The following is a 6,552-nucleotide window of genomic DNA, read 5'->3' as shown; positions in this document are numbered from 1 at the left end:
ACGCCCCACCCCGGACATCGTCGACTCGACCGGTCAACCGGGCCGCACCGTCGCCCTCACCTTCGACGACGGCCCCGACCCGAGGAACACGCCCCGACTGCTCGACCTGCTGCGCGCCACGAACGTCACCGCCGTGTTCTGCCTGTGGGGCGAGCACGTCCGCCAGCACCCCGCGCTCGTGCGCCGGATCGTCGCCGAGGGCCACCTGCTGTGCAACCACTCGATGCACCACGACGACCTCGGCACCTGGGCCCCCGAACGGATCCGCGCCGACCTGCTGGCCACCAACGCCGCCATCCGCGATGCGGTGCCCGGGGCCCGCATCCCCTACTTCCGCGCCCCGTACGGGTCGTGGGGCCGGTCGCCGGAGGTGGCGGCCGCGCTCGGCATGCGACCCCTCGGCTGGCGGCTCGCGGTCGGTGACTGGGAGCCGCCCGGCACCGACGAACTCGTCCGCCGCCTGCTCGACGGCGTCACCCCGGGCGCGGTGGTGCTCCTGCACGACGGCGGCGGTGACCGTACCCAGACCGTCGACGCCGTCGCTACGATCATTCCGGAACTGCGCGCCGAGGGCTGGCGGTTCACCCGGCCCGCCCGGCACGCCTGACTTTTCGGCCGGGAGGCACGCGATGCGGCGGACGTCCTCAGCGTTGGTGGCGGTACTCGCCGCCGCGATGCTCGTGCTCGCCACCTGGGTCGCCACGGACACCCGGGAACCGGCCGGCCATCCCCCCGGCCCGGCACAGTGGGTCGGCACCTGGGGGAGCGTGCCGACCGCGACCCCGGAGAACTCCACGCCGACCGTGTCCGACGAGACGGTCCGCCAGGTCGTGCACACCAGTACCGGCGGCGACGCGCTCCGCCTGCGGCTCACCAACGAGTTCGGCGACGGCGCACTGCACATCGGTGAGGTCCGGGTGGCCCGGCACGCCGGCACCGGGACCGACATCGCGCCGGAGACCGACCGCGCGGTGACCTTCGGCGGGCAACGCTCCGCGACCGTGCCCGAGGGCGCCCCGCTGCTCAGCGACCCGGTCCCGCTCCGGCTTCCGGCCGGCGCCGACCTCGTGGTCAGCGTCTACCTGCCCGACCCGACGCCGGTGACCACCCTGCACAACTTCGCCTACCAGGAGAACGTGGTCGCGGCCGGCAACGTCACCGCCGAGCGCAGCGTCACCGCCACCCGCACCATCACCCAGTGGTACTTCCTGTCCGGGATCAGCGTGCGCACCCACGACCGCGACCCGGCCGCCGTCGTCGCGCTCGGCGACTCGATCACCAACGGCTTCGAGACCGACCTCAACGCCAACCACCGCTGGCCCGACCTGCTCGCCGACCGGCTGCGACGCGTGCCGTGGCTGCGGGACACCGGTGTGCTCAACCTCGGTGTCGCCGGCAACCGGCTGCTGCACGACCCCAACCCGCCACCGGGCAGCGAGCCGGAGAACTTCGCCGAGTTCTTCGGCCACAGCGCGCTGCGCCGGTTCGACCGGGACGTGCTCGCCCGGCCCGGTGTCACCGACGTCGTGGTGCTGATCGGCGTGAACGACCTCGGCCACCCCGGCTCGGTGGCGCCGCCGAACGAGGCCGTGACCGCCGGCGAGCTGATCGCCGGGTACCGCCAGCTGATCGCCCGCGCGCACGCCGCCGGCCTGGAGATCCACGGCGGCACGATCCTGCCGTTCGGCGGCACCCCCGGCCTGGACACCGACGAGAACGAGGCCAAGCGCCAGGCGGTGAACACCTGGGTCCGCACCAGCGGCGAGTTCGACTCGGTCATCGACTTCGCCAGGGCCACCCGCGACCCCGCCGACCCGCGACGCCTGAACCCGGCCTACGACAGCGGCGATCACCTGCACCCCAACGACGCCGGCATGGCCGCCATGGCCGACGCGGTCCCGCTCCACCTGTTCCGCTAGCGCGAACGGTCAGAGCCAGGCGTTGAGCGCCCACCACCAGCGCAGCGTCGCCAGCACCGTCGTGGCGTCGCCCGGTTCCAGCGGGGCGCCGGTCAGCTCGCTGAGCCTGCTCAGCCGGTACCGCACGGTGTTCGGGTGCACGTGCAGCGCGGCAGCGGTCTGGTCCACCCGCTGGCCGTGGTCGAGGTAGGTGCTGGCCGTGCGCACCAGCTGGCGGTGGAACGAGTCCGCGCGGTCCAGCGCGCCCAGGTACTCGCCGACCAGCAGCGCACCGAGCACCGGCTGCGCGGCCAGCGCGGTCTCCCCGGCCAGATCCGTCAACGCGTGCACGCCGCCGAGGCCGAGCCCGGCCGCCGCGCGCACCGCCGTGCGGCACAGCTCGTAGTGCGCCGGCGCGTCGGCCGGCGGCGCCGGGGGCGCGACCACCACCAGGTCGTCCCCGAACCCCGTCGGCGGGTGCGGCGTGAGGGCGGCGAGCCGCCCGTCCACCAGCCCGACGACCCCGCCGGCGAACCGCCGCTCCAGCGCCCGGGCCCGCACCGGGTCGGACACGTCGGCGAGCACGCAGTGGTACCGGCCGTCGACCCGCAGACCCGCGCGGGCGACGTCCTCGTCGGGCACGTTCTCGCCGTGCAGCAGCCGGCGCAGTACGTGCGTGTGCGACGCCTCCACGACCGCACGGTGGTAGCCGGCGACCACGTGCCGCTCCAGCTCGCCCGCGTACCGGGTGAACGCGACGAGCGCGGCCAGCATGTCCTCGGGTGGCACCCCGGCGGTCTCGGCCCGGGCGAGCGCGAGCTCCACCGCACGCGTGCGGCCGGCGTGCACGCCGCGCAGCAGCGCCTCGATCGGCACGCCCTGCGCGGCCCGGTCGGCGCCCAGCGCCGCCGCGGCGGCGAACACGGCCTCGCCGGGGTCGTCGACGGCCGCGATCCCGGCGGCGACCATGACCGCGATGTGCCGCCGGTTCTCCGCCTCCGGCAGCCGCGCCACCTCGGCGGACGCGGTGCGCGCGGCGGCCACCACCTCGTCGACGATGCTTTCGTCGGCCGCCATCGCCGCGAGCACCTCGCGGAGCACGGTCATCGCACCGCTCCTTTGTGCACCGGCCACAACCGGCCGGACCGGCGTTGGGTACCAGGCCCTACCGCGGCCCGGTTACCCGCTGGTTCGCTGAGAGCCACCACACGGTAACGGAGGCACACCATGAAGGCGCAGCCCCTGCTAGCCGCCGCGGCGGTCGTCTCGTTCCTCGTCCCGGCCGGCAGCGCCGCCGCCGAGGAACGGCTCCGGGAGGTCATGTTCGTCGGCAACAACTGGGCGGGCACGGTCGACGTCGTCGCCTCGACGCCGGACCTCACCCCGGTCGGCCGGCTGAACGTCGTCCCGGACAAGGACGAGCGGCTGCGCGAGATCTACCTGAACCCGGTGCGGCTGGCGTTCTTCCTCGGCATCCGGGAGACCGTCGGCGAGGGCCACGATCAACTGGTCGACGACATGTACACCACGCCGGACGGCGACGCGCTCGTGGTGTCGCGGCCCAGCTTCGCCGACGTGGTGTCGATCGACCTCGCCGACGGCGGCGTCAACTGGCGGTTCCCGGTGTCCGGCTTCCGCTCCGACCACATGGCCGTCTCCCCGGACGGCACCCGGGTCGCGGTGTCCGCCTCGACCTCGAACACCGTGCACGTGCTGGACATCGAGACCGGCGCCGAGGTCGGCTCCTTCCGCACCGGCGACAAGCCGCACGAGAACACCTACACCGACGGCGGCCGGTACCTGTGGAACTCGTCGATCGGCGAGGTCAACACCGCGCTCGACGCGCCCTGGCTGGACTGGACCAAGGGCGACCGGAAGATCACCGTCGTGGACACCGCCACCCACGAGCAGGTGCGGGTGATCGACATGCGGGACCGGCTGGACGCCTTCGGCCGCGAGGACCTGTCCGACGCGGTGCGCCCGGTCGCGTTCAGCCCGGACGAGTCGAAGCTGTACTTCCAGGTGTCGTTCTACAACGGCTTCCTCGAGTACGACGTGGCCACCGACCGGATCACCCGGGACAAGACGCTGCCGGAGAACCCGGACACGCCGGACGACCGCACCCAGTGGATCAACGACTCCCGCCACCACGGCCTGGCGATGAGCCCCACCGGCGAGAAGCTCTGCGTCGCGGGCACCATGGACGACTACGCCACCGTCGTCGACCGGGCCACCCTCCAGGAAGGCCCGCTGGTGGCGGCGTCGAAGCCGTACTGGGCCACGGTCAGCGGCGACGGCAGCGCGTGCGTGATCTCGGAGAGTGGCGCCGACCGGGTCACCTCGATCGACTTCGCCACCGGCGAGAAGATCGCCTCGGTCCCGGTGGGCGACCACCCGCAGCGCGTCCGCATCGGCCACGTCCCCGAGGGCTGGGCCGGCGTCTGATTACCGGGCGACCTCGGGGGCTATCCGAGGGGCATGGCCCCTGAGATCGTCTTCGTCGGGCAGATCGCCCGCGACCTGGTGCTCCGTGTCCCGTCGATGCCCGGCGCCGGCCGGTCGGCCGCCGTGCGCTCCCGCCGGGAGCTGCTGGGCGGCAAGGGCGCCAACCAGGCCGTCGGGTGCGCGCAGCTGGGCGCGTCGGTCGGGCTGCTCGGCGTCGTCGGCGACGACGCGGTGGCCGGTGCGCTGCTCGACCAGGCCCGCGCCGACGGCGTCGACGTCACCCCGGTCGTGCGGCGCCCGGGCGCGGAGACCGGGCTGATCGTGGACGCGGTCGACGACGACGCCGGCTGGCACTACCTGGAGCACCTGCCAGCGGACGTGCTGCTCACCGAGGACGACGTCGCCGCTGCCGGTCCCGTGCTGCGGGCGGCGCGGGCGGTCGTCGTGCAGCTCCAGCAACCCGCCGGCGCGGCACTCGCCGCCGCGCGGGCCGCGAAGGACGCGGGCGGGCTGCTCGTGCTGGACGGCGCGCCCGGCGACCTCCGGGACGAGTTGCTCGGGCTGGCCGACGTGGTGCGGGCCGACGCACGCGAGGCGGAGCTGCTGACCGGCGTCCGCCTCGACGACGCGGCCGCCGCCGTGCGCGCCGGCCGGGAGCTGGGGTCGCGGCACGGCGTCACGCTGGCCGCGCTCGGCCTCGCGGGCGGCGACGCGTTCGTGTGGGCGGACGACGCGCGGGTGTTCCCGTTCGTGGACACCGAGGTGGTCGACACCACCGGCGCGGGGGACGCCCTGGTCGCCGGCCTGACCACGGTGCTGTGCCGAGGCGGCGGGTTCGCCGAGGCCGCGCGGCTCGCGGTGACCGCTTCGGCGGCGACGGTCGGACACCCCGGCGGCCGGCCGGACCTCGACCCCGAGCGGCTGCGCCGGTTTGGGCCGGAGGTGTCCGGGAACGCCGACCCGGAACCGACGGAGGAGGAGTCGTGAAGGCAGTCGTGTGGCACGGCGTCGGAGACATCCGCGTGGACGACGTGCCGGAGCCCGAGATCCTGGAACCCAGTGACGCGATCGTGCGGGTCACCCGCAGCGCGATCTGCGGCACCGACCTGCACCTGGTGCGCGGCACGATGCCGGGCATGGAACCGGGCACCGTGCTCGGGCACGAGGCGGTCGGCGTGGTCGAGGACGTCGGGCCCGCGGTGCGCGGGTTCAGCCGGGGTGACCGCGTGGTGATCGCGTCCACGATCGGGTGCGGCACGTGCTCGTACTGCCGCGCCGGGTACTACGCGCAGTGCGACACCGCGAACCCGAACGGGCCGTCGGCGGGGACGTCGTTCTTCGGCGGCCCGACCAGCACCGGCCCGGTCGACGGGCTGCAGGCCGAGTACGCCCGCGTGCCGTTCGCGATGACCACGCTGGTGCGGATCCCGGACGGGGTGAGCGACGACCAGGCGATCCTGCTGTCCGACATCTTCCCGACCGCGTGGTTCGGTGCCCGGCTCGCCGAGGTGAGCGAGGGCGACAGCGTGCTGGTCCTCGGCGCGGGCGTGGTCGGCCAGTTCGCGATCGCGTCGGCGAAACGGCAGGGCGCCGGGCGGGTGTTCGTCGTCGACGGCATCGGCTCGCGGCTGGACGCGGCCCGCCGGCAGAACGCGGAGACCGTCGACTTCAACGCCGAGGACCCGGTGGCGCTGGTCCGCGAGCTGACCGGCGGGATCGGCGTCGACCGGGTGATCGAGGCGGTCGGGGTGGACGCGCAGCGCCCGGCGAGCGGCCCGGCCGCCGAGCAGGCCGCCCGGCAGCGCGACCAGTTCGAGCAGGAACGCGCCGCCGCGGCGCCGGACGCGTCGCCGTCGGGGGAGCAGTGGGTCCCGGGCAACGCGCCGAGCCTGGCCGCGCAGTGGGCGGTGCGGGCGGTCGCCAAGGCCGGCACGATCGGCGTGATCGGGGTGTACCCGCCTGGGTTCTCCAGCTTCCCGTTCGGGGAGGCGATGAACAAGAACCTGAGCATCCACATGGGAAACTGCAACCACCGCCGCTACCTGCCCCGGCTGCTGTCCATGGTGGCCACCGGCAGCGTCGAGCCGACCGACTTCATCACCCAGCACGAACCCCCGACCGCCGCGATCGAGGCCTACGAGACGTTCGACCGCCGCGAGGAGGGCTGGCTCAAGACCGTGCTCGACGTCGGCACCCCGGCGGCGTGAGC

6 protein-coding genes are annotated in these 6,552 nt (G+C 74.4%); 5 read left to right on the top strand and 1 reads right to left on the bottom strand.

Going from position 1 to position 6,552, the window contains the following annotated elements:
• Together JT362_RS29365 and JT362_RS29360 are read left to right on the top strand one after the other, a co-directional pair.
• A partial coding sequence (locus JT362_RS29365; protein ID WP_260195088.1) for a polysaccharide deacetylase family protein occupies window positions 1-607 on the top strand: 607 nt, incomplete at its 5' end.
• Window positions 608-629: 22 nt separating this feature from the next.
• Window positions 630-1,919 (top strand): SGNH/GDSL hydrolase family protein, encoded by a 1,290-nt coding sequence (locus JT362_RS29360; protein ID WP_260195087.1) that lies wholly within the window; start codon window positions 630-632, stop codon window positions 1,917-1,919.
• A gap of 9 nt (window positions 1,920-1,928) precedes the next feature.
• On the opposite strand, the gene JT362_RS29355 is transcribed toward JT362_RS29360, so the two are convergent.
• Complete coding sequence (locus tag JT362_RS29355) at window positions 1,929-3,005, bottom strand: PucR family transcriptional regulator (RefSeq protein ID WP_260195086.1); 1,077 nt, start codon at window positions 3,003-3,005, stop codon at window positions 1,929-1,931.
• A gap of 120 nt (window positions 3,006-3,125) precedes the next feature.
• Between JT362_RS29355 and JT362_RS29350 the strand changes: the two genes are divergently transcribed.
• Genes JT362_RS29350 through JT362_RS29340 form a run of 3 tightly spaced genes read left to right on the top strand, consistent with a single transcriptional unit; the run spans window position 3,126 to window position 6,550 of the window.
• The gene (locus JT362_RS29350) at window positions 3,126-4,343 is read left to right on the top strand and encodes a YncE family protein (protein ID WP_260195085.1); all 1,218 of its coding nucleotides are present in this window, start codon (window positions 3,126-3,128) and stop codon (window positions 4,341-4,343) included.
• 33 nt (window positions 4,344-4,376) lie between these two features.
• Window positions 4,377-5,330: a PfkB family carbohydrate kinase gene (locus JT362_RS29345; protein ID WP_260195084.1), complete on the top strand. Its 954-nt coding sequence runs from the start codon at window positions 4,377-4,379 to the stop codon at window positions 5,328-5,330.
• Entirely contained in the window at window positions 5,327-6,550 is a 1,224-nt protein-coding gene (locus JT362_RS29340) for a zinc-dependent alcohol dehydrogenase (RefSeq protein ID WP_260195083.1), read from the top strand. The genes JT362_RS29345 and JT362_RS29340 overlap by 4 nt, the downstream gene beginning before the upstream one ends.
• Window positions 6,551-6,552: the final 2 nt, after the last annotated feature.

Source organism: Actinophytocola gossypii (assembly GCF_025165815.1).
Lineage (GTDB): Bacteria > Actinomycetota > Actinomycetes > Mycobacteriales > Pseudonocardiaceae > Actinophytocola > Actinophytocola gossypii.
This window is presented reverse-complemented; position numbering and strand designations above follow the sequence as displayed.